Annotated in this window: 18 protein-coding genes; 14 read left to right on the top strand and 4 right to left on the bottom strand. The window is 52.5% G+C overall.

Translation table 11 applies throughout. The annotated features are described in order from the left end of the window. The first annotated feature begins 23 nt into the window (after positions 1-23). Positions 24-1,004, top strand: coding sequence for a D-glycerate dehydrogenase (locus NST96_RS18565; RefSeq protein WP_122958219.1), 981 nt, complete (start codon positions 24-26; stop codon positions 1,002-1,004). Between the two features lie 33 nt (positions 1,005-1,037). On the opposite strand, the gene NST96_RS18560 is transcribed toward NST96_RS18565, so the two are convergent. The 3 genes from NST96_RS18560 to NST96_RS18550 form a co-directional block, all read right to left on the bottom strand. Further along, entirely contained in the window at positions 1,038-2,297 is a 1,260-nt protein-coding gene (locus NST96_RS18560) for a HAMP domain-containing sensor histidine kinase (protein ID WP_003386437.1), read from the bottom strand. Positions 2,298-2,564: 267 nt separating this feature from the next. Next, positions 2,565-3,383 (bottom strand): WYL domain-containing protein, encoded by an 819-nt coding sequence (locus NST96_RS18555; protein ID WP_024985643.1) that lies wholly within the window; start codon positions 3,381-3,383, stop codon positions 2,565-2,567. Next, positions 3,358-4,683 carry a WYL domain-containing protein gene (locus NST96_RS18550; protein ID WP_003386435.1) on the bottom strand — a complete coding sequence of 442 codons (1,326 nt, stop codon included), beginning with the start codon at positions 4,681-4,683 and terminating at the stop codon, positions 3,358-3,360. The genes NST96_RS18555 and NST96_RS18550 overlap by 26 nt, the downstream gene beginning before the upstream one ends. A 457-nt stretch (positions 4,684-5,140) precedes the next feature. Here NST96_RS18550 and NST96_RS18545 point away from each other — a divergent pair, with 457 nt between their 5' ends. The 12 genes from NST96_RS18545 to NST96_RS18490 all read left to right on the top strand — a co-directional run bounded on the left by NST96_RS18545 (position 5,141) and on the right by NST96_RS18490 (position 22,423). Next, complete coding sequence (locus tag NST96_RS18545) at positions 5,141-6,646, top strand: TROVE domain-containing protein (RefSeq protein WP_311068331.1); 1,506 nt, start codon at positions 5,141-5,143, stop codon at positions 6,644-6,646. Positions 6,647-6,797: 151 nt separating this feature from the next. After that, positions 6,798-8,063, top strand: coding sequence for a methyltransferase domain-containing protein (locus NST96_RS18540; RefSeq protein WP_039070716.1), 1,266 nt, complete (start codon positions 6,798-6,800; stop codon positions 8,061-8,063). 4 nt (positions 8,064-8,067) lie between these two features. Next, on the top strand, positions 8,068-10,653 hold the full coding sequence (locus NST96_RS18535; RefSeq protein ID WP_342404284.1) for an AAA family ATPase: 2,586 nt from the start codon (positions 8,068-8,070) through the stop codon (positions 10,651-10,653). Positions 10,654-11,030: 377 nt separating this feature from the next. Beyond that, entirely contained in the window at positions 11,031-11,408 is a 378-nt protein-coding gene (locus NST96_RS18530; protein ID WP_342404283.1) for a helix-turn-helix domain-containing protein, read from the top strand. A 532-nt stretch (positions 11,409-11,940) separates the two neighbouring features. Then, positions 11,941-12,948: a P1 family peptidase gene (locus NST96_RS18525; RefSeq protein WP_051925529.1), complete on the top strand. Its 1,008-nt coding sequence runs from the start codon at positions 11,941-11,943 to the stop codon at positions 12,946-12,948. 78 nt (positions 12,949-13,026) lie between these two features. After that, positions 13,027-14,331, top strand: a complete 1,305-nt coding sequence (locus NST96_RS18520) for a hypothetical protein (protein WP_003386428.1) — start codon at positions 13,027-13,029, stop codon at positions 14,329-14,331. A gap of 343 nt (positions 14,332-14,674) precedes the next feature. Next, entirely contained in the window at positions 14,675-16,213 is a 1,539-nt protein-coding gene (locus tag NST96_RS18515; RefSeq protein ID WP_024985637.1) for an AbgT family transporter, read from the top strand. Positions 16,214-16,253: 40 nt separating this feature from the next. Next, a complete protein-coding gene (locus tag NST96_RS18510) occupies positions 16,254-17,513 on the top strand; it encodes an amidohydrolase (RefSeq protein ID WP_342404282.1) in 1,260 nt (419 codons plus the stop codon). A 61-nt stretch (positions 17,514-17,574) separates the two neighbouring features. Next, the gene (locus NST96_RS18505) at positions 17,575-18,978 is read left to right on the top strand and encodes a M20 family metallopeptidase (protein WP_171506615.1); all 1,404 of its coding nucleotides are present in this window, start codon (positions 17,575-17,577) and stop codon (positions 18,976-18,978) included. A 243-nt stretch (positions 18,979-19,221) separates the two neighbouring features. Continuing rightward, on the top strand, positions 19,222-21,207 hold the full coding sequence (locus tag NST96_RS18500) for a 5'-nucleotidase C-terminal domain-containing protein (protein ID WP_342404281.1): 1,986 nt from the start codon (positions 19,222-19,224) through the stop codon (positions 21,205-21,207). 230 nt (positions 21,208-21,437) lie between these two features. Continuing rightward, positions 21,438-21,782, top strand: coding sequence for a hypothetical protein (locus NST96_RS18495; RefSeq protein WP_024985633.1), 345 nt, complete (start codon positions 21,438-21,440; stop codon positions 21,780-21,782). Next, positions 21,734-22,423 carry a YidC/Oxa1 family membrane protein insertase gene (locus NST96_RS18490; protein ID WP_039070709.1) on the top strand — a complete coding sequence of 230 codons (690 nt, stop codon included), beginning with the start codon at positions 21,734-21,736 and terminating at the stop codon, positions 22,421-22,423. The genes NST96_RS18495 and NST96_RS18490 overlap by 49 nt, the downstream gene beginning before the upstream one ends. Positions 22,424-22,474: 51 nt before the next feature. Here NST96_RS18490 and NST96_RS18485 read toward each other — a convergent pair whose 3' ends face one another. Next, positions 22,475-22,810, bottom strand: a complete 336-nt coding sequence (locus NST96_RS18485; RefSeq protein ID WP_039070708.1) for a helix-turn-helix domain-containing protein — start codon at positions 22,808-22,810, stop codon at positions 22,475-22,477. Between the two features lie 122 nt (positions 22,811-22,932). Here NST96_RS18485 and NST96_RS18480 point away from each other — a divergent pair, with 122 nt between their 5' ends. After that, entirely contained in the window at positions 22,933-23,904 is a 972-nt protein-coding gene (locus tag NST96_RS18480; protein WP_003386419.1) for an NAD-dependent epimerase/dehydratase family protein, read from the top strand. The last annotated feature ends 251 nt before the right edge of the window (positions 23,905-24,155 follow it).

The following is a 24,155-nucleotide window of genomic DNA, read 5'->3' as shown; positions in this document are numbered from 1 at the left end:
CCATACCGGAGGTGGAATGTACGGTGAAAGACAAAATTGTGATAACGAGAAAAATTCCCCAGCCAGCGCTTGAACTGCTGCAAGCACGAGCTGAGGTATACATGTGGGATTCTGAGGAAGAGCAAATACCGCAAGACGTGCTGCTGGGGGAAGTACAAGACGCGGCAGCGATCTTCACCAATGTATCCGATTCGATCAATCGGGCGGTATTCGATGCATCTCCGTTCTTGCGCGTGGTCGCGACGATGGCGGTAGGCTATGACAACATTGATGTGGCGGAGGCGACCAGGCGCGGCATTCCCGTCGGCCACACCCCTGGCGTTTTGACGGAAACGACCGCCGACCTTACGTTTTCGCTGCTGATGGCAACGGCCCGACGCATACCGGAGGCCGACCGGTTCGTGCGGGAGGGCAGGTGGAAGAGCTGGTCCCCGATGCTGTTGACCGGACAAGACGTATGGGGGGCAACGATCGGGATCATCGGCATGGGGCGGATCGGCGAAGCGGTAGCCAGACGCGCCAAAGGCTTTGACATGTCCATTTTGTATCACAACCGCAGCCGCAAGCCGGAGGCGGAAGCAAAGCTGGGGTCCCGGTACTGTGAACTGGAAGAATTGCTGCTGGAGTCGGATTACGTCATCCTGATGGCCCCGGCGACAAAAGACACGCGAAGGCTGATGGGAGAGCGGGAGTTTTCGCTGATGAAGCGCAGCGCGATTTTCATCAACACGTCGCGTGGCACAAACGTGGACGAGGAAGCCTTGTATAAAGCGTTGAAGGAGAAGCGGATCTGGGCGGCCGGACTGGACGTTTTTCAGACTGAACCGATCAGTACGGGCCATCCGCTATTGGAGCTGGACAATGTAGTGGTTGCCCCGCATATTGGCAGCGCCAGCATCGCGACGAGAACAAAAATGGCGATGATGACGGCGGAAAACATTTTGCGCGGTTTGTCCGGGGACCGGTTGCTGCATACAGTGAACAGCGAAATATATGGAAGGTAGATAAATAGAAGTCCCTCCCATGTGCGATCAGGGTCAACCGACTTGCTCGGCTTCGGGAAAAATGAGCGTAAACTTCGTTCCTGCTCCAGGCTTGCTTGCCACTGTCACCGTCCCGCCCATGGCGTGTATCACTTGATAGGAATACGTAAGCCCGAGTCCGGTACCGTTTGACTTCGTGGAAAAATAAATGGAGCCGAGCCGTTTCATCTGGCTTTCAGTCATGCCGATGCCGTTGTCTTTGATCTTCAGAACGACGCGGTCCTCCTCGGACGACAGCCTGAGGATCACTTTTGCGTCGGAGACCTCCGAGCACGCTTCGACCGCATTTTTAATGAAGTTAACCAGCACCTGCTTGATTTCGTCCGGATTTGCCAGAACAGGTACCGGACTGTCGGGAGCATGGACCTCCAGCTCGACATTGTGCATGTTGGCGTACGGAGACATCACCTCCCGAATCACGTAAAGCTGCTCAGAGAAGTTGATTACCTCATGGCGGGCGGTCAACGGTTTGGAAATGGAGAGATACTCCGAGAGAATGAGCTCGGTCCTTTGAACCTCGCCGAGGCAGATGTTGATGTACTGTTCAAGCTTGGGCAGATGTTTATGGTCTTCTTGAATCAGTTTTAAAAAGCCTTTAACCGCTGTCAGCGGATTTCGCACCTCGTGAGCGAGGGAGGCCGCCACATGGCTCATTGTTTCGATTTTCTCGTTTTGAGCGTGCCTGATGAACATTTCTTTATCTGCTACGGATTTTCCAAACAAAGTAAGCAGGAGCCACGTGCCGAGCGAGTTTTGCATCGGTATGACGATCAGGTGGTAGGCGAGGTGCTCCTTCACGTCGTTCGGAAAAAAGGAGTACGTAAGCACCAAGGGAATAACCGAAAAGGCAATTCCCGCCAGAAAGGTAACAAACGTTCTGCGGTAATTCGCTTTGTACAATTTGTAAAAGAGAAGGGATAAAGAGAAGGTGCAGGCCAAGATGATCATCGCGACCGGCATTCCTTCCCCGCCTAGGTACAACCGGTAAATGACAAATTCGACGAGAAGGATAATGCCTGTTTGGACACCGCCGTAAACCAGTCCAAAAAACATGATGACGTAGCGAATATCGAAGATGACTCCGTCTACGACATTGGATGCAAAGGTCATGGCGAGAAACAGACAGAGTGAACTCGTGAGGAGAATAAAAGTCTGGCTGTAGTTTCTGATTTTATCGCGGTAGTAGATATTAAATGCGACAAAAGGGATTAAAGCAAAGAAGATTTGCAGGATAATCTCTTTTAATAGACTCATTTAGCATCCCCATCACAGATTGTCCGTTGTATATTTCTTACTATTTCGACATTTCTTCCCTAAACCCTTCGAGGTCCCCCCTGTTGATTCCTTGCGCTGATTGCGGTTAAGGAGAAATGCAAATGAACAATGAACAAGGAAAAAAGCCAGGTGAGTCCATTTCCCCCTTTCCCGGCGGGAGCGTCTCAACTGGCTATTTGTTTTATGGCTCGACATGGTGCAAATCTCTTTTTTAGTGCTGACAGATGTTTGACTTGTAAACAACTGTTAGAAAAGCGGATCCACTGATTCGATCCCGTACCGGGAAAGTGCCTTGACCGCGGACTCATACATTCGCTGCTTTAGACGCTCTCCTTCCATGACGCGGACCCGCTTGCCCAGGAAGCGAAGCTTGGACAAAATGTATTCGCTGTCGTCAGCGAGAAAAGTAAGCCTGATCCGGTACGTATTCGTCTGATCCAGATACTCCACTTCCTTTTCGAAACAGGAGAAGGCGTACAATATCCTCGACAGCTCCCGGTTGTACGAACGGACGACCTCGATGACAGCCGTTTCCTTGCGTGCCTCCAGAGTGGCTTCGATTCTCTCTCTGATCTCAGCTGCCTCGCCTGGATCTACCGGCTCCTCGCTGACAGAAACGATGCTTTGCAGCCTGGTCGACATATAGGCTTGATAGCGGAAATGATACCAGAGCAGATACCATTCCTTTTTGACCATCGAATACTCCAGCTTATAAGGAAGGCCCTTATGTCCCGTGTTTACCCGGCCGTTTTTTGTCCGGTACGTCATGCGGATTCCCTGATTCTTTGCCAGAATGCGCCGAAGCAGTCTGAGAAGAGGGTGGTAGACGTGCCGCTCCTTGCTTTTTGCCTTTTCTCCAAGGCTTTCCGTGAAGGCAACCGTCTCTACCGGCTCCAGAAGGGATTGCAATTTGGTTCGCGTTTCCGGGGCAAAAGCCGCTTCTGCCGACGGGTGGGCCAGCATTGCTTTCAGCCAGGATCGCTCATGGGCAGTGATGGGCAAAGTCCCGTATTCGTCCAGACGGGAAATGAGCTGATAATTAAAGATTTTCTCGAAAAGGTTCATAATAGGACTGAATCTCCTTCCACTCCGCAATAAACTCCCGCCGCAGCCGCACAGGCTCAAGAACCTCGCAGCTCGAACCGAAGCTGCGGAGCCAGGGCTTGATCTCCGTTGTCCCGTTCACCGTGATCTCGTAAATAAACCAGTCATCGTTTTCCTCGGTAATCGTGCCCCATTGCCCCTGGAGCAGGACCCGCTCCTTGACGAAATCCGGCTGCTGTTTGTCCGGTCTGAAAAAGCGGACCTTGACCTTTACCGGCGCACCCGTGTCGACGAGCCAGCTCAAGCGTGTTCTCGCCTCCAGTTGAGCGAGCTTTTGCGCAAACTCCGCTTCCGGCACCTCTTCGCTCTCCTCGACCTGCGTCAGTCCTTCCACTCTGTATTTCATGATCCCCTGGCGGTAGTTATTCCCGAGAAGGTACCAACGGCCATATTGATGGTCATACACCACCTTCAAGGGCAGGACGTGCTCTTCTCTGCCTTCTGTCTCCCTTTCAAAGAGGGGATTCGTATTTTGGGAAGCATAGCTTTTTCCCGTTTTAGGAGAAAAGTAAAGAAATCTGACCTTCCGGCGGAGACGGATTGCCTGGAACAGGGGAAACAAGTGCGCCTCGTCCAAAATGCGCGAGTAGTAGTGATATTTGTACAAAAATGAATCGGTGACAGCAAGAGGAAGCTCTTTTTGCTTCAGCGCTTTCTTCAAGGTGTCCCGCAGCAGGTACCCCTGTACGGAAGGAACCTGGGTGTTTGCCATCACATCTACAAAGTCATACAGATCGAGCAATTCGTCGTCCGTAAGCTGGGCTACCAGATCGTTGTATACACGATAGCGGTAGGGCCGTCCGCCAGCCTCCCTTTTGATCACGCCGACCTGCTCCAAATACTTCAAATCGGAGCGAATGGTTTTCTCGTCGGGAAGAGAAACATCGGCAGGCAGTTCATCGCAGCAAATGTCCATCAGCTCTGCTGCCGTCAATGCCTTTTCCTGAAGGGCAGCAACGATGAGAGACAGCCGGTGGCTTTCCGATTCTTTCAGCGACTTGGCCCTGTACAAAAACAACAGGATCGGGTCTGACGACTCATAGTAGCTGAAGCGGAGCATGTCTGCGAATTCCGTTCCCTGCTTTTCCGGAAGCTCCGCATGGATCGTCTGCACGATTTCTTTCAGCCGCCGAAGCGTCTTGTCAAAGGTATGGACGGAGATGCCGAGGCGCTCCGCAAATTGCTGGCGGTTGTAGGCGCCGCTCGTAAGCACCAGCATTCGCAGGAATTGGATTTCTTTATCAAAGCTCTCTTTCGCCATGGCAATACCCCGTTTCCGCTTAATCGTCCTTTCTCATTTTACCAAACAGCGAAAAATGGTCAAAATGGAAAAGTTTCTCTCATGTCGTAATACTTTTGCCATGTTCGCGGGCATAAAAATAGGCGATGATGAATGTGCGAGGTCGACGCCGCACGGCGGCGCCCGCGAAGATCAGATCATTGAGGCGCTCGGATGGGTTACTTCGCCTTCTAAGCGATCGGTCGTTGGTTCGAGTCCAACTCCTGTACACGTACAGGATAGCTCAGTTGGTAGAGCAATCTGTACCTATCCAACCTTTTCCTCAATGATCCCTTTGATAAATAAGATGAAGCGAGGCGCTTGAAAGGGCTACTTCGAAAAATATGGGATTGGGATTGAAAGGTTGCCCAAGAGCGGCAGCCGGTGCCTTTTCACCTCTTTCCTCGCTTCCTTTTTTACGCATAAGGAGGGTATACCCATGAGCTTTGCCAAAAAGGTATTCTCCGGAATCAAGCCAGCTACATACAACAGCGACGGATACCCCGCATTCAAGCGTTCGGCAGAAGAGCAGTACCTGCAGACGCTGTTGACCAATACATTGGGACATACGTTTTACGCCGATACACAACAGCTTTTGGATGAAGCCCAGCAGCTCCACCATGAGATGGCCAAGCAAAACCCGCAGTTCATGGCAAAGGCAATCGTTTTTGCCCGCAACGAGGGATTTATGCGCTTGCAGCCGTTGTTTGGCCTGGCTGTCCTGTCGGGCTGCCGCCCAGACCTGTTTGCCAAGGTGTTTCTTCAGGTCGTTCGTATTCCTTCCGATTTGTCCGATTTTTTGACGATCCTGCAAGGCATGGGACGAGGGGAAGGCGGAAGGGCGGTCAAGCGGCAGGTCAACCGTTTTTTGGCCGGAGTGTCGGAGTATTGGGCGCTCAAATACAACGGCCGTGGCCGCGGCTACAGTCTCGGTGATATCATCGCCACCGCGCATCCAAAGCCGAAAGACGACAAGCAGCAGGCGCTGTTCCGCTATTTGCGCGGACATGAGACGAACCTTACGCTGATCCCGCAGGTGGAAGCATTGGAAAAATTGAAGCAAGCGGAGTCGGAGGCGGAGCAGATTCACTGGATCGAGGCAGGGAGGCTCCCTTATGAAACGGTGACTGGGGCTATCAAGCCGTCCAGGGCCGTGTGGGAAGCGCTGCTTCACCAAATGCCGGCATTCGCTCTCCTGCGTCATCTGAATGCGCTGGATCGGGCAGGTGTTTTTGAGAGCAAAGAAAGCCTCGCCTATGCGGTGAAAAGGCTGACTGACCGCCAGGCGCTGGCAAAAGCAAAAATCCTTCCGTTTCGCTTTGCAAAAGCATTCAATCAGGTAGACCATCCCGAGCTTCGCGATGCGCTCAGGGAAGCGGTCGAGCTTACCTTTGACAATCTTCCCGAGCTGGGCGAGCATACCGCGATCTTCCTCGACATCTCAGGCTCGATGGACGGGGAGTATTTGCAGATAGGCTCTGTATTCGCACTGGCGCTTTTCAAAAAAACGAAAGGGAACTCCTTGTTCTGGCTGTTTGACACAGATGTGCATGACGCGAAGCCTTCCCGGCACGACAGCATCTTGAGCCAGGCGGAGCGAATCCGCGCCGGAGGGGGGACCGATACGGGAGCCCCCGTGAGGAAGCTGATCCGGGAGCGGAAGCGGGTCGACCAGATCATCATCATAACCGATGAGCAGCAAAACAGCGGAAGCCCCTTTTATCTGGAGCTGCAAAAATACCGTTCGAAAATAAACCCGGAAGCAAAAGCGTTTATCGTCGACATTGCTCCGTACCGGCATGCCATGCTTCCGCCGGAAATCAAGGACACCTACTACATCTACGGCTGGAGCGATCACGTCCTGGCTTACATCGCCCAGACCCTCCAGGGGTATGCCTCCATGACGGAGCAGGTAGAAGCGCTGGAGATAGAGGACGGAAAGTAGAGTAGAGGCAGATTTGTTCACAGCAGATGTTCGGCCATGGACGTTTGGTCTGTGGCCTTTTTGCGTATCACGGGCGGCGCCGCCGGAAAGGAACCGGTGGCTGAAACGATCCAGCGGCTGCAACCATCCACTTTCCCTAAAGGAGGTTTATATGGCTATTGTTCAACTGAAATCTACAAACCCGCAGTTTTCCTTTCTGATCAAAAAGAACCCGCAAACCGGCGTTTTGCTCCGGTCGATCCGAAAGGGAATGGCGTACGGCTGGTACACCGACCCGACCACTTTCAACGTGTACTTCAAGGACGCGGACAATGAAATTTCCTACAAACGGCATGAGCAGGAACAATTCGAATATTTGAATGTGTCGCGGTACAACACGCCGCTCTTTCCGTTAAATGCGATAAACGAGTTTTTTTCAGCACCGTTAAAAGTGCATGACGAGCGGGACATAGAAGGCTATGAACACGCCTTTTACATCCACATGATTCATATTGAAAAGCTGCGGTATATCGAGTTTTTTGCCAAGCATCTCAAGGAGTTTGCGTTTGCCGTCGAGCATCGGGCGCATAAAAGCTATGCGCTGACCATCACGACGCGCAAGAGCCTGCATCATCTGCTGCATACGGCAAGTGTGCTGTGCCTGTTCTTGTCCATGTTTGGCGAAGAGTATATCGACATTTCCGACAGCATTCTCGATAAGTACACGAGGAGCATCAACCTGATTGACGCGCCGTTTTATATTCGCAGCCTGTTTGTCCGAAACTTCCTGTCCTCGCGGGACCGTTTTCAAACATACAAGGCAGAGCTGGAGAAAACGGGCGGCTGCGAGATCCGGTTTGCATTTGGAAGCACCGCGCTGCAACGCCGGAACTACATCGAAGGTTTGCTGCCCTTCAACAAGTCGATTGTCGATGTAGGCTGCGGGGAAGGATTTTATGCACTGCGGTTCGCCGGGAAGATAGAAGGCAGCTATTTTGCGATTGATACGGATAAAGAAGCGCTCGCTTCCGCAAATCGCAAGGCGCAGGCAAAAGACATCGATAACATCGCGGTATTCGACTCGCTTGACCGCTTCCTGGAGGTGTACAACGGAGAGAGAGTTGACGTTATCCTGACAGAGGTCATCGAGCATATGGCCGAGGATGAAGCCGGGAAGCTGATTCAGTCTATCTTGAGGCATATCGATTTCGAGTACTTTATCATCACGACGCCGAATGCAGATTTCAACCAGTTTTACGAGCTGGATGGATTTCGCCATGACGACCACAAGTGGGAGATGGGAAAAGACGCGTTTCAGCAGTGGTTCTCCAATGTGATCAAAGGGGTCGGGGTAAACACGGAATTTGTAGACATCGGCGACGCGGTAAACGGCATTCACACGACGCAGGGCGTCATTGTCAGGAGAAAGGAGGCTTGAATCCATGGAAATTCAAACGAAAGTCCACACTATCCTCATGCTGATCGGACCGACGGAATGCGGCAAGACGACGTTTGCCAGGGAAGTGCTCATTCCCGGTCTGCGGTTTGCCGACGAGACGAAAAACTATCGGGCAAATGTCCAGTACATCTCCTCGGACAGCATTCGCCAGGAGCTTCTGGGAGCGGATTTGGACAAGTACGACCAAGTCATGCTGGAGGCGAGCGAGCAGGCGTTTCAGCTCTTGTATGACAAGCTGAGAGCGGTGACCTCCTACCCGATCAATGCGGAATTCGTCGTGCTCGATACGACGGGACTGGCCGACGATTTTCGGGCAAAGGTGAAGGAGATTGCCAGCCAGAATCACTACAGACTGGAAGCAGTCGTGTTCGACTATCGCAACCGGGAGGATTACTACGCTTCCGAGCGGTCCAAAAAGCTGATTACCAGCCACATTAACCGGTTGAAAAGAGATGTCCTCGGCTCGCTGGCAAAGGAAGGATACGAAAAGATCCATCGGGTGCGGGCAAAAGACTTTTACCGGCCGGCAGAGGGCAAGGTCCATCCCGACTACCGGGTTGTGATCGAAAACAGGGAAGAGTACCTCGGGACAATTCTGCCGCCGGATGGGCGCTATATTATCGTCGGAGATGTCCATGAGTGCGTACAGGAGCTGCAAGGACTATTGCTCGCCTACGGCTACCGGATCGAGGCGGGCAAGCTGATCGCTACGGAGAAGGTCCGGGATACGAAGATCATTTTGGTCGGCGACTGGCTCGACAAAGGAAAAAACACGAGAGAAATTGTAGCGTTTTTGTACGCGAACCGGGAGCATTTCCTGTTTGTCACGGGGAATCACGAGAACTTTGTCGACAAGTATGTAAGGGGAAAAATAAAGGGAGCCGACCAGGAGCTCGTCCATTCGTATTTCGATTCTACGCAGGTGTTTTTGCAGGATGCGGAACTTTTGGAAAAGTTTGCATGCCTGCATGCTCTGTCAAAGCCGTTTTACAGATTTATCGGGGCAAACAGCCCTTCTTTCATCGTGACCCATGCGCCGTGCAAAAACAAATACTTGGGGAAAATGGACGACCATTCGGTTCGCCGCCAGCGGAATTATCGGATCGATCGGGAAAAACCGCTGGAAAACCAGCTTGCCTTTCTGCGGCAGGAAGCGGTGAAAAACCACCCGTATCACGTATTTGGACACATCGCGGCGAAACAGGCGTTTCGCATCAAAAACAAGCTGCATATCGATACAGGCTGCGTCCACGGCAATGTCCTGACCGCCGTCAGTATTGCACACAAACCGTTCTTCCGGTCATATAAATCCGGCCGGGCTGTCCTGACCGAAGAATTGCAATTGCTGTTCCAGGAGGAGCAAAAGGTATCTGTCGACGAATTGCAGGAGGAGGAAATCCGCAGGCTGGATTACTGCTCGCGAAACCGGGTCAATTTTATATCGGGTACAATGTCTCCGGCGGACAAGGACGAAGCGGCAAATGAATTGGAGTCTTTGAAGCGCGGGCTGCAGTACTTTGAAGGGAAAGGGATTCGGCACGTCGTTTTGCAGCCGAAGTACATGGGCTCCAGATGCAATGTGTATCTGCACAGGGAACTCGTCCAGTGCTTTGCGGTCAGCAGGAACGGCTATAAAATCACGCAGGTCGACCTGACGGAGATTTACGAGGGGCTGCTGCAAAAATTCGGCGGCTACATGGAGCAAAACGGGCTGCAAATGCTCATACTGGACGGGGAGCTGCTTCCCTGGAGCGCGATTGGCGACAGCCTGATTCAAAAGCAGTTCAGACCGATTGAAAAGGCGTTGGAGGGCGAACTTGCCTTTCTGCAGCAAAATGGCTTTGAGGAAGCCTTTGGAAAGCTGGTGGACGAGTACCGGAACAGCGGATTTGAGCAAGACCAGTTCCGCAGCTCCAAGAGCGAGCTGAGTCAAAAATACGGGGCGAGTGTCTATCAAAATTACAAGCATCTGCACGACATTTTGGAGACGTATGTTCCCTTGGACGTCCATGTGAGCGCCTACCACACGTACAAACAGCAGCTGGAGCTGTACGCCGGGGACGGGAAGCTGGAATACAAGCCGTTTTCCTTGCTCAAGGCGGTATTGGAGAATGGACAGGAGCAGCTTCCGGACTGGAAGACGTCAGAGATGTACAGCTTTCTGTCGGATGACGACTTCCTCTTGCTCGATCTGGCTGAGCCGGACAGCGTGGAGCGGGCAGAGCGGTTCTTCGCCAGATTGACGCTGGAAAACCGGATGGAGGGCGTCGTGATCAAGCCGGAGGAAGCGACGAGCAGGGCCGTTCCCTATCTGAAGGTCCGCAATCCTGACTACTTGTCGATCATCTACGGGTATGACTACCGTTTCCCTCACAAGTACAGGAAGCTGCTAAAACAGAAAAACATCGGTCAAAAGCTGCGGACATCGATGAACGAATACGTGCTGGGACAAAAGATGCTGGCAATTCCGTTCCATGAGATCACGTCTGACAATGAAGCGTATAAGGAAGCCGTTGCAAATCTGTTGTTTGAAGCGGCCAAGGAAAAGGAGATCGATCCGCGGCTGTGAATAGGACGGGGGACGTGACGTTCCAGCCGGTCCCACCCGTTTTCATGCAGACCCATCCGTTCTCATACGTTCCCATCCAGCGGCTCCCTCTATCTCCATTCACCAACAGGAGGAGAGGGAGCCGAAAAAATAAGTTCTGTGACTTCAAGTCATTTTTTTCGTCTATTTACTGAGCAAGTGAATAGCATTTCGTGCAAACCGCTCACTCATTCGGAAGGCTGCCGTCCAGGTGGAGGCATGTCTTTTTAGAGCGAATACTGGAGGGGACCAAAAGGAACAGAGGACGAAAAGCGAAGTCTTCTTGCAGTCATGGAAATTTTCCTGAAGGCAAGGTCGGAAGCACTGAATATGGAACAGTCGGTACAGGAGGAACCAGTTTGAAAAACACGGGAAAACTCGAAATTTTTGTTTTGGCCCCAGCTATCCTGATCGGCGCGTGGCTCGTAGCCAGAGCGGCAACCGGAATTGCCGCCTACGGCGATTCGGAAACGCACAACACCGCTGAAATCGCCGGAGCCGTCGTTCGTCTGGAGGCAACGGTGAACGAGATGATTCAAGCCGAAGAACCGGAAGTCATGGATCAGAAGAAAGTCAGAAAATACCTGGGGATCAGTGAGCAAAATTTGACGGAGCTCATTCATGGCTCCGACTTTCCGTATATCAAGATCAGAGGGGACTATTTGTTTCCCAAGAGCGCGGTGGATGAGTGGCTCCACGATAGGGCGAAGGGACGATCATCTTTGCTTCAGTATTAGGAATCGTTTTTATCTTTCTATAAGTTGATAGGACGAGGGAGTAAGGACAAAAGTGTTCGTACTCCCTCTTTTTTGAATGGCCTCGATAGCTCCGGTTTTTCTGCGACTTTTTCCCTATTTGCGGAAAATCAATTGATTGCGGGAAGAAATTCCGCTACGATTTAATAGATAGAATATTCAAATAATTACTCTGGCAACTTGTCTTGTGCTTGTGAGAACATCTGAAAACGAAGGTGGGACCAGCATGAAAAATGAATCGTTGGACAAGCCGTTAACAACCGAAGAAATCGGCCAGATGCAGAGTCATATTTCACCTAGTGAGTGTGGCTGCAGGCAAACCCCTCCTAGTGTCGATGTCTTTGAATCTGCTCTCTCTTCGTCAGAAGAACCCAACCCACAGCAGCAAACACAGACAACCCAATCTGTCTCCCGCAGAGAGTTTCTCCACAAAACAGCCCTGCTTGGCTTGGCTGCGGCTGTTCCCGGAAGTCTTCTGACCATCGGTTCTGTCATGGCCGAGGAGGCGGGGGGAATGGAAGGAGCAAAAGCCGCTGCGGCAGGCATCGGTGAATGGATCAAACCAGGCGGAACGATCGTCGACGTACCGGGTGTGAAAGTCGGCCAGATGCAAGATCTAAAGGCGATGACCGGCTGTACCGTAGTCGTGCTGGAAGAGGGCTCCCCTTGCGGCGTAGATGTACGCGGCTCAGCCCCCGGCACACGGGAAACCGATCTGTTGAACCCGATCAACATGGTGGAAAAAGTAAACGCCATCGTGCTGACGGGAGGAAGCGCCTACGGACTGGATTCTGCGAGCGGCGTCATGCGCTATCTGGAGGAGCAGGGCATCGGCCACAATGTGGGGGTAGGTGTCGTTCCCATCGTTCCGGCAGCGGTCATCTTCGATTTATCGTTCGGAAGCGCAAAGGTGCGGCCCGATCAAAAGATGGGCTACGAGGCAGCCAAAAAAGCGAGCAAAGACCCGGTCAAGCAAGGAAATGCAGGAGCGGGAACCGGGGCGACAGTAGGAAAGCTGGCAGGAGGCAAACGGGCGATGAAAGGCGGGCTTGGCTCCGCATCCCTGCATTTGCCAAACGGCTTGGTCGTAGGCGCGGTCGTCTCCGTCAACGCCGTGGGAGAGGTGCGCGACCCCGTTACCGGAGAGATTTTGGCCGGCGCGCGTGACGACAGCGGCAGGATTCGCGACGCTCTCTCCTGGATGATCGAGCAGAGCTCTCCGCCTGTCCCGAGCGGCACCAACACCACGATTGCGGTGGTCGCAAGCAATGCCAACCTGAACAAAACGCAGGCGAATAAAGTCGCGCAGATGGCTCACAATGGACTGGCCAAAGCGATATTCCCCGTACATACGATGAGCGACGGGGATACGGTTTTCGCAGTTGCGACAGGCGGTGTCGATGCATCTGTCAATCTCGTGGGAGCATTGTCCGCGGAGGTGCTTGCCGCAGCGGTCGTCAACGCGATCAAAGCGGCGGAAGGGGCAGAAGGGCTCCCGGCCTATCGGGATCTTCGGAAATAGAGATGGAGATTATGACTTCCTGTCTGATATAGTAAAAAATGAAACATCATCTAAATCAGGCAGGGGTTAGCGAAAATTATGTATAGAATTGGTGTCGTTGGACCGCCTCCTTCTGTCGAGCGGATACTGGCTGTAGCCAACGAATTTGAACATGAGATCGAATTTGTTCCGATAACGTACGGGGATGCAAAAGAAGTGAGCGGCATTGTTCAGGAGCGCAATCACGAATTTGACGGATGGTTTTTCTCCGGACCCATTCCGTTCACGATTGCGAAAAATGTGCTCAGCCCCGAGGCCAATATGGTCTACTGCCCGCCTACCGGCTCCAACCTGTACCGGAGCTTTATTCAAATGTCGATCGACCGGGATGAAGCCGTGAAGCGAGTCTCGATTGACATGATCGAGTCGGAGGGGCAGTTTTTGCAGGAGCAGTTGTCCGAACTGCAGATACCGGAAGAAGACACGCACGTGATGACCTACGACGAGCATTATGACGCGCAGGCAGTCGCGCAATTCCATCTGAAGGTCTGGAGGGAAGGGAAGACCCAGGGCGCTTTTACTACATTGATGACCGTGGAAGAGCTTCTTCGCGAGGCAGGGGTTCCTGTCTACCGCATTTATATGACCAAGATGGAAATTCGGCAAGCAATGAAGATGGTCATCGAAAGAGCGAGGAGCTCCTACTTCAAGGATACGCAGATCGGTGTCGAAATCATTGAACTTGAGCAGTTTGACACGATTGTGGAAAAATCAACGGCCCGTTTTCATTTACAGCATCTGGAATTGAAGATCAGGCAGCTTTTGCTGCTGCTGTGCGAAAAGCTGGACGGTTCACTTATGGCAAACGGCAACGGCCGCTACCAGATTTTCAGCTCCCGGGGAGCCATCGAGCGGGAGATTGACATGCTGCGCGCGACCTTGCAGCAGCTCTCCCTGGAGGCGGACGTTCCCGTCGCAGTGGGCATCGGGTTTGGCGAGACCGCTTTTTCCGCCGAAAGCAATGCGCGCAAGGCGGTTCAGCATGCAAAAAACAGGGACGGATACGGGATCGTGATCGTCCAGGAAAACGGCGTCATCGTGGAAGCGGCAGGCGAACCGGAACAAATCGCTTATGCCTATCGCTCCAATGACAAGGAGCTTTTGGATAAATTAAACAAGGCAAACGTCAGCATCAAAACCTATAACAAGCTGCAAGCGTTGGTGCAGCGCATGGGCTGGAGCACATTCACGACTTCAGACATCGCCACGTACTTGTCGATGACGGTACGGAATGCCCAGCGGATCATCGGCAGCCTGTGCGAATACGGACTTGCCGAGTATAAGGGAGAAGAGCTTCAGGCTGTGCGCGGACGTCCGAAAAAAATATACCAATTAAAAAAGTAGCGATAAAAAAGATGAGCAGGCCAGTTCTCAAGAGAGGACTGGCTTTTTGTATGGAAAGCGCTTGCTGTTTTGTGAGAAGTCGAACAATTCTGTTGAAAAACATTTAACAAGGCTATATAATTCATTTAACGACAATTTCTCTATTTATTCGCATAATGAAAAATATGCGCAGAATTCACGAAGAAAGGGGCGCTGGCTACCGCTTTCGCAAAAAGAAAGTGCTTACATTGGGGCGGCTGCAGACTGAACACTCATTCGGTTTCGTTGCCGGCTTGCTTTACACACACATGGAAAACGAGTGACTTACCAGGACAGAAAGACACGGGCCGAGGGGGATTGTTCAATGCAAGCGCAAACGCAGCAAGCAAAGTCAGAGTTTCAGGAGCAAAAGGGGACAGGCTTATTGAAATGGGTGGAGCGGATCGGGAACAAATTGCCGAATCCATTCATGCTCTTCCTCTATCTGATCGCCATTTTGTTCGTAGTGACAGCCGTTTTGTCGTTTTTCCACATTACAGCCGTAGACCCGATCAAAAACGAGGAAGTTCAGGTAAAGAATCTGCTCAGCCAAGAGGGGCTTCAATGGCTGCTGCCCAATATCATTAAAAACTTTTCCGGATTCTTGCCGTTGGGATCGATTCTGACGCTGATGCTGGGGGTCGGATTGGCAGAGAAGGTCGGTCTGTTGGAAGCGGTCATCCGCAAGATGTCTCTGCGGGTAAATGCCCGATATGCAAGCTACCTGGTTGCCTTTATCGCTTTTTTCAGCCATGTCTCGTCTGATGCTGCCTTTGTCATCATGCCCCCACTCGGTGCGCTGATCTTCCTGGCTGTAGGACGTCACCCGGTAGCGGGACTTTTGGCTGCCATCGCCGGTGTCGGGTCAGGTTTTACAGCCAATATGCTGATCGTAACAACAGATGTGCTGCTTTCCGGGATCAGCTCGGAAATTTCGAAGTCGGTCGACCCGAACGTGACGGTAAGCGTTTTGGACAACTGGTTCTTTATGTCTGTCTCGGTACTGCTGCTTTCTGCCATCATCGGCTTTATCACCGACAAGTTTGTGGAGCCCAAACTGGGTGTTTATCAGGGCAGTGCGGAGAAAAAGCTGGAGGACCTTTCGGCTCAGCAAAAGAAAGGGCTTCGCGCGGCAGGAATTGCAGCGCTGGTGTTCATCGCCGTACTCGCCATTCTGGTCGTGCCGGAGGGCGGAATCCTGCGTGATCCGAAGCAGGGCACGATTGTTCCGTCGCCGTTTATTTCAGGGATTGTCCCGGTCATTCTGCTGTTCTTCTTCACGGTTGCCATCACATACGGGATCAAGGTGGGCGTGATCAAGAAGCAAAATGACATTCCGGCCCTTTTGACCGATCCGATCAAGGGAATGGCCAGCTTCATCGTCATGGTTTTCCCGCTCTCCCAGTTTGTCGCCATGTTTAACTGGAGCAACATGGGCAGCTTCCTCGCCCTGTTTATCACCGATTTGCTCGAAAAAATGAACATGACAGGAGCGCCTGTCTTTATCGGCTTGATGTTTTTGTCCGCATTCCTCTGCATGTTCATTGCCAGCGGCTCTGCGATCTGGTCGCTTTTGGCGCCGGTCTTTATCCCGATGTTCATGGCGCTGGGCTTCCACCCGGCTTTCGCGCAAATCACGTTCCGGATCGCCGACTCTGCCGTGATTCCGTTCGCGATCGTGTCGCCGTTTATTCCGCTGTTCCTCGGGTTCCTGCAGGAATACAAGAAGGACGCCCAGCTCGGGACGTACTATTCGCTGATCATGCCATACCCGATCGCTATATTCATTCTCTGGACACTGCTGCTGGTCGTCTGGTATTTCCTGGGCTTGCCAATCGGTCCTGGCGTCTATCCGAGAATGTAACGCAAAAAATGGCTCCAAGAGAAGACAGGAGGAATTGACTATGCTGGATTTGGTTTCACTGCGAAGAGATTTTCACATGCACCCGGAAGTGGGATTCACGGAATTCCGTACGGCTTCCAAGGTCGTGGAAATACTTGCTTCGCTCGGTTTTGACGTGATTTACGGCGCAGACGCAATGGAGGGCGGTTCCCGCAGGGGATTGCCGTCCCCGGACGTGCTGGAGGCTGCTTACGAGCGGGCCTTGCGGGACGGGGCAAACCCGCAGATCGTGGAGAAAATGCGAGGCGGCTACACAGCCGTGATCGGGGTGAAAAAAGGAAAGCAGGAAGGGCCTGCCGTCGCGTTCCGGTTTGACATGGATGCGCTGCCTGTCCTGGAAAGTACGGACGCGGACCACCTCCCCCAGGCAAAGGCATTTCGCTCCCGCTATGAAGGAAACATGCACGCTTGCGCCCATGACGGCCATACGACGATTGGACTCGGGCTTGCCGAAAAACTGGCGGACGGAAACTTTTCCGGTACCGTAAAGCTGATTTTCCAGCCCGCCGAAGAAGGTGTCCGCGGCGCTTACTCCATCGTCCAAAAAGGGATGCTCGACGATGTCGATTATATTTTCTGTCACCATCTGGGGACCAATGTCCCGCTCGGCGAGGTGCACGGAGCCTCTTTCGGTTTTCTCGCTACAACCAAGATGGTTGCCCATTTCCACGGGGTACCGTCCCATGCTGGAGCCTCTCCGGAAAAGGGCAAAAACGCCTTGCTCGGAGCCGCTACCGCTCTGCTGAACATCCATGCCATTCCGCGCTTTAGCACAGGCTCAACCCGTGTGAATGTGGGTGTATTGGAAGGCGGGACGGCAGCCAATATCATTCCGCAGCATGCAAAAATGATCGTGGAAACCCGTTCGGTGTCAGAAGAAGTGAATGCCGAGCTGGAACAGCGTGTCCGCAATATCATCGCCCACAGCGCAGCCATGCACGAGCTGGAGCACGAGATCGAAGTGATTGGCGGCGCCATCCCGATCAACAGCGATCTGGACATGGCTGAGCTGGCGATCGAGGAAGCGAAGCAGGTCGAGGGCTTCACCGCCTTCAAGGTCAGCGACAGCAATGCGATGGGCAGCGAGGACGCCAGCTTCATGATCAAGCGCGTTCAGGAGCGCGGAGGAAAAGGGACGTACATGGCGATCGGGACGGATATTCCCGCACCTCACCATCACCCCAAATTTGACATCCAGGAGGAGATTCTCCCGCGCTCCGTAGAGCTGTTGCACCGCATCGCCAAACGTCTGTTGACGTGAGAAGCCGTTCTATCGGACACTCCCCGAATCCTGCAGCTGCGAATAGAAAGGATGTTTCTTTATGCATACCCAACGAATTTCGGAAATGATTGAACAAAAACGCGATTTGTTCATCAGTGTGAGCGACAACATTTGGAGCTTTGCCGAGACGCGCTTTGAAGAGTACCAATCTGCCGAATTGCTGGCGCAAACGCTGGAGAGCGAAGGTTTTCAGGTAGAAAGAGGCGTAGGCGGCATCAAGACGGCATTTATCGGTAGCTTCGGCAGCGGCGGTCCGATTGTCGCCATTTTGGGAGAGTTCGACGCCCTCTCAGGAATGAGCCAAAAGAAAGGGCAGGCGGTGCAAGAACCGGAGGTACCGGGAGGCAACGGGCATGGCTGCGGACACAACCTGCTCGGTACGGCTTCTCTGGCCGCTGCGGTTGCTGTCAAGCAGTACATGGAGGAGAACAATCTCAAAGGCACTGTCCGCTACTACGGATGTCCCGGCGAGGAGGGGGGCTCCGGCAAAGCCTTTATGGCCCGCGCCGGACTGTTTGACGACGTCGACTTTGCCCTCTGCTGGCACCCGATGGGCTACAACAGCATCATGGCGATCGAATCGCTGGCCAATTACCAGGTGTACTTCAAATTCAGAGGCAAAAGCTCGCATGCGGCAGCAAGCCCGCATCTGGGACGCAGTGCGCTGGATGCCGTAGAGCTGATGAACGTCGGCGTCAACTACTTGCGTGAGCACATCATCCCGGAAGCGCGCGTCCACTACGCCGTGACCAATACGGGCGGACTCTCTCCGAATGTCGTGCAGGCCTATGCGGAGGCGCTCTATCTGGTGCGTGCGCCAAAGGTTGACCAGGTGCAGGAAATTTATGAGCGGGTGTGCAAAATCGCCCAAGGGGCAGCGCTGATGACCGAAACCGAGGTAGAGATCGTGTTTGACAAAGCGTGCTCCAATGTGGTGCAAAACAAGGTCGTGGAACAGGTCATGTACCGCAACTTCCAGGAGCTGGGCGTCCCCGTGCATGACGAGGAGGAGCTCAAGCTGGCCAAGGAAGTTCGCGCCACGCTGACTGAGCAGGAGTTAAACACCTCGGAAAAAGAATTTCCGGACGGGCCGGACGTCGATATGGTGACATGGCTGAATCCGTACAACGGTGAAACGAGCCCGCTGAACGGCTCTACAGACGTCGGTGACGTCAGTTGGATCGCGCCTACCGCACAGTGTACGACGGCCTGCTTCGTGAACGGGTCGACGCTGCACTCCTGGCAATGGGTGTCGCTCGGTGGTACCTCCCTGGGCCATAAAGGCATGCTCCATGCCGGAAAGGTGCTTGCCTCCACGGCAGTCGACATGCTGAACAATCCGGAGCTGATCGAACAGGCCAAAGCCGAATTGCAGCAGCGTTTGGGCGGAAAGCCATACAAATGCCCGATCCCGGAAGGTGTGCAGCCATCCGTTAAAAAGTAAGCGAGCGTGATTCGGACAATTTGCAAGGTCAAGACGATGAAAAGCCAGCGGTTTCTCGCCGCTGGCTTTTTCTGCAGGCGAATGCCATGGATAAAAAGCAGAAATGGCAAGAAAATGATTGAGAATCTTTTCCTGTTGCGATAGTCTACTAGAGTGCCCATCTATGCACAACAAGAGAAAGAGGGTCTGAATAAAGAGAAAGAAAATTCAGAAAGAACTCTTTAGACAAAAGGAGGACAAGCAATGCGCAAGGGGAAATTGGCGCTGAAAACCTGTCTGAGCGTAGCTCTCGGGCTTACGCTGTTCAGCAGTGCTGCTGCTGCACAGCCCGCTCAGGCAAAAGCCGCCGGGAATTCAGAAATCAAAATCACGCTGCTCGGGACGTCTGACATCCATGGACGTTTCATGCCGTGGGACTATGAAATCGATGGTCCAAACAACAACGGAAGCCTAACGCAATTATTTACGATGGTCAAACAAATTCGCGAAGAGAATCCCAACACGATTCTTCTGGACGCGGGAGACTGCATCCAGGGAAATTCGGCTGAACTGTTTAACAGCCATCCACAGTCTCCGATGATGGTTGCGATGAATGCGATGAAATACGACGCGTGGGCATTTGGCAACCACGAATTCAACTTTGGACTGGACGTGCTGGAAAAGATCAGCAGCCAATACGACGGGCCGCTGCTTGCGGGCAATATTTACAAGGAAAACGGCGAGCGCTTCCTGCCAGCCTCCACGATTATTGAAAAAGCTGGGGTAAAGATCGGCATTATCGGGATGAACACCCCGATGATCGAGGATTTTGAAAAGGGAACCGACCACCTGAACGGGCTTGTCGTTAAAAATCCTGTCGATGAAACGAAAAAGGCAATCAAGGAGCTTGAAGGAAAAGTAGACGTCATGATCGGCCTGATGCATATGGGGCTGGACAACGAGAACGGGAAACCGGGGACCGGCGTGCGCGACATTGCCAATGCCAATCCCGAGCTGACCGCCATTTTCGCCGGCCACATGCACAAGCTGGTGAAAAGCGAAGAGGTAAACGGCGTACTGATCACCGAACCGGACAAATACGGCACGCATCTGTCCCGCATCGACCTGACGTTTGCCAAGCAAGGCAACAAAGTGGTGCTGAAAAGCAAGGAAGCGACAGCGCTGCCTGTGAAACAAGCAGACGGTACCTTCGTCGAGTCCGATAAGGCATTGGAAGAAACGCTGAAGCCTTTCCACGAGATTGCCCGCGCAGACGCCAATGTCGTCGTGGCTGAGCTGAAGGGCGAAAATATGGTGCCGAAAAATGAGATTGAGGGCATCCCGCAGGTCCAAATCCAGGAGACGCACCTTGCCGACTTCTTTAATGAAGTCATGCTCTATTACAGCAAGGCCGATGTCGTCGCTCACCAGATCGACAATGACAAGGCCCGTCTGGATGTAGGGCCGATCAAGAAAAAGGACATCGCCTTCAACTACCAGTACGCACTGGGCGAAATTACCGTGTACGAAGTAACAGGCAAAGATTTGAAGGACTACATGGAATGGGCGGCTGGCTACTTCAATACCGCTCGTCCGGGAGATGTGACGATCAGCTTTGACAAGACGCGTCGTTCCTCCAAATACAGCACCAACGACTTTTTCGGCGGAGTGAAGTACGAAATCGACCTTACCAAACCTGCCGGAAGCCGCATCACCAACCTCCGTCGTCTGGACGACAAGCCGATCAAAGCGGAGGATGTGCTCAAGCTTGGCATGAACTCCTACCGTATGGACGCACTCATCGCGAAGGGCGGCGCTTTGGAAGGACGGAAGTTCAAACAGCTCTGGTCGTCCAAGGATGAGAGCGCATTTGGCGAAACAGGCGGAACGATTCGCAACCGCGCCATCGCCTATCTCAAAGAAGTGAAGAAAGGCGTTTACGAGCCAAAAGCATTGAATTACTGGAAGATTGTCGGCGTGGACACCACTGCGCCTGAGCGTGCCGATGTCGTTGAGCTGATCAACGCCGGAATCCTCGGGGTGCCAAAGACAGAAGACGGCAAGTACACCAACGTGGCTTCGATCAACATCAAGGACCCGGTAACAAAAGAAGAGATTGCGGAGCTCTCGCAAAAGGCAAAGGTGAATGCAACCGCGTTTGCCAATGTGAAAACCAAGGGAGAGTTCTATCAGAAGCTGAATCAAGCGAGAAAGACTGCGGCTGCTCAGGCAAAGCCAGCAGCGAAGTAGGGAAGAAGAGGCAGGGAATATACAGGTTAGGCTTATGCAAGAAGCAAGATAAGCATAGGTCAGGCAAAAAAGCAGCAAGGCTTTTATAGAAGAAGCAGCCCGTGAAAAAACTCGGGCTGCTTTTTTTACATTCCCGTTCCTTCCCCATATTCTTTTTATAGGAAGTATCCAAGTATGTATGGTATCTTTAGTATAAAGCGAACGATTTTTGTCCTCTGGGAGGTGACGCTGTGGAGTTTTCCTTGGATATGACACTCTTGCTGCTGGCAATGGGCCTGTCGGGATATCTGGTTGCACATCTGCTATGCAGTCCGGTAAAGCCGCTGGGATGGGTAGCTTGTTTGGAAAAGGGAATAGATTCGCAGCCGCCAAACGAGATTTCGGTTCGCCCCGCCGTGCATCCGAGGATGCTCTGGGTGCGGCGAAAAAAGCCTCCCGAGGAGCAAGGGTCTTCCAGTGACGATGCTGATCCGCTTTCCTTCTTGTATCGAAAAGACATTTGCAACGATACGAGGAGGAATTCCGAATGTATACCTTTGTTCAACCTGTCATTGATTTGCTGGCCTCGCTGCTGAATGTGATCTTTCAGTTTGCGCAGGATTGGGGAATTGCGATCGTTCTTTTGACACTGTTTGTGAGAGGACTGCTTTTTCCGCTCAATCTGCGGACGGCCCGCCAGACGATGCTGCAGGTCTTGATTCGCCCTGAGCTGAAGCTGCTTCAGGAACGGTACAAAGACGACCAGCCAAAGCTGATGCAAGAGACGATGAATCTCTACCAAAAGGCGGGAGTCAAGCCGCTGTCGATGTTTACGACGGCGATAATGCAGATGCCGATCTTCATGGCGATGTACGGACTGTTTTTGACGCATGGAGCGGCGATGTCCTCTTCCTTTATTCCCTGGGTTGTCTCCTTTGCCCAGCATGACGCGTGGCACATCCTGCCTGCGCTTGCCGCTGGACTTACCTTTTTGACCGGCATGATTCCGTTGACTGGTGAAATGCTGACAGACACGCCTCTGATTCAACGGGCCTTGACCTCGCTGATCATGGTCGCCTTCTTCTTGATGATTCTCTGGAAAGCGCCTGTCGCCTTGGGCTTGTATTGGACCACCGGCTCCCTGTTCGGTTTGCTGGAACGCGGTTTTTATCGAACCAGATTGGGGAAAAAGGTACTGATGCGGGGACGAGCCGAGTTGCCGGCAAGCCAAGAATAAATATTTATACGCAAGCAAACCCTTGAGACAGTCTCAAGGGTTTTTGTTTTTCTATTGTTTTCCCAGCTTCAGCACATCCCACGCATTTCCCCATTCCTTCATCGCATCGAAGACGGGGCGAAGCGTTTGGCCTTTTTCGGTTAGCGCGTATTCCACATGCGGGGGGATTTCCGAGTAGATCGTCCGGCTGATAATCCCTTCTTCTTCCAGCTCCTTCAGACGCATGGACAGCGTCCGCGGGCTGATCCCCTTCAAGGAGCGCTGCAGTTCTCCAAACCGCCGCGGACCATAGAACAGTTCCCTTAAAATGATGAACGTCCATTTCCCCCCGATCACGTGCATTGTTTTTTCAATCGGACACGCTTTTTGATTATATTCTTCAGGCATGAACATCCCTCCGCTATCTTTTTGAATAGTAACTATAAAAAATATCCGTACTTTTATAATAATAGCACTTTCATTATTATAGTGAATAATCATCCTGAAGCAATTGAATGGAGGAAAAAAGCATGAAAGCTGTTGTCTTTGGAGGTACGGGGTTTATTGGAGGGCATGTCGCGGAACAACTGCATCTGGCTGGACACCGCGTGACGGCAGTTGTCCGCAAGACCAGCAACACCGCGTTTTTGGACAGCTTGGGGGTCGACGTCGTTCGCATCGATTTTTCAGATCCAGCCGCCATAGCAGACGTGATGGCAGGAAATGACGCAGCGTACAATTGCACAGCCGACGCAAAGCTGCACACGCAAATAAGCATGAATGCCCCGGTGGAAATTGAGTTGACCCGAACGCTTGCGGAAGAAGCGGCCAAGCAGGGCATTTCCCGGTTTATTCAACTCAGCACAGTGGTCATCTACGATTTTCAAAGCAACGAACCGATAGACGAGTCGTATGTGTCGAAGCCGGAGTACCCGATACAGCGGCTGGGGATTGAAAGGGAGAGAGTCGTCGGGGAAGTGGGACGAAAAACCGGAATGACGACCGTGGTGCTGCGGCCGGCAAGTACAATCGGCGTCCGGGACACTACCTCGTTTTTCGCCAGACTGTTTGCCGCACATGCGCATGACCGCTACCCGATGATCGGCGAGGGGGCTGCACAAGTTTCGCTGGTAGATACCCGCGACATCGGCCGGGCGATGGTCTGGCTGGGTACCTTCCAAAAGCAGCCGCAAGATGACGGCGTCTACCTGCTCAAAGGATTCGATACAACGTGGCGTCAACTGAAGGAAGCGATGGACCTTGCCGCAGGGAAGACTGCCAAAATGCTGGAGCTGCCGGAAGCATTGACCGAAGATGAAATGGCTGCCTATGGGTTGAGTCCATTCGCCGTAAAGACAATGACGGTAAACAGAATCTGGAAGGACGACAAAATACGGAAGCTCGGCTTTGCCACAAAGTATTCGCTGACGGATGCGGTCGAGGCGGAGGTGAGGGATTTGCTTAGTCGAAAACGAACTTCGGAAAACAGCGGCATTCTTTAAGGAACTGGCATAGGCCATTTATACAGACATAATCCGAAGGAAGATTCCGAGTCAAAACATCAGTATAAAAAAGATTTGGGTACAGGAAAAAAGGGTGACGTACCTTCAGAAACAGAATCGTACGTTTATTCGGTGATGAAAATACATAATGTAAGATATTCATTCTTCAAGGTATAATGAATAGATCCAGCATCTGTAACTCAATCCTACATTTATCTGAAGTGAATAGACAATCAGACGATCCATCAAAA

The sequence above is a fragment of the Brevibacillus sp. FSL K6-2834 genome, from assembly GCF_038592925.1.
Lineage (GTDB): Bacteria > Bacillota > Bacilli > Brevibacillales > Brevibacillaceae > Brevibacillus > Brevibacillus borstelensis.
The sequence above is the reverse complement of the archived record's forward strand: the minus strand, read 5'-3'. Positions and strand labels throughout refer to the sequence as shown.